This window comes from Psychrobacter sp. TB55-MNA-CIBAN-0194 (assembly GCF_040309505.1).
In the GTDB taxonomy this organism is placed as follows: domain Bacteria; phylum Pseudomonadota; class Gammaproteobacteria; order Pseudomonadales; family Moraxellaceae; genus Psychrobacter; species Psychrobacter fozii.
This window is the reverse complement of sequence record NZ_JBEOOW010000427.1, coordinates 1-262: the sequence shown is the minus strand read 5'-3', so window position 1 is coordinate 262 and position 262 is coordinate 1. Positions and strand designations below refer to the sequence as shown.

Here is a 262-nt window from a genome sequence, read left to right as displayed (position 1 = left end):
AGCTAGCTCCTTATGCTACTATTGGTTTCCGTCCTAACATCGGCAACAACTGGGGTGTATTCGGCGAAATCGGTGCAGCATACATGGGTAAAACTGATGCGACTGTTAATGCAAAAAACCCAGAAAAACTAGTAGGCATTTCTAATGGTGTTAATAATGTACCTTCTGGTTTAAATGCTGGCCAAGTTGCAAATCTTGCTGAGCAAGAACTTGAAGATAAAGATTGGTTAGAGTGGTTCCCAATTGTTAAACTTGGTGCAAC

Annotated in this window: 1 pseudogene; it reads left to right on the top strand. The window is 41.2% G+C overall.

Going from position 1 to position 262, the window contains the following annotated elements:
* Positions 1 to 262: pseudogene (locus tag AAEY75_RS15750) on the top strand (hypothetical protein); the annotation flags it as partial.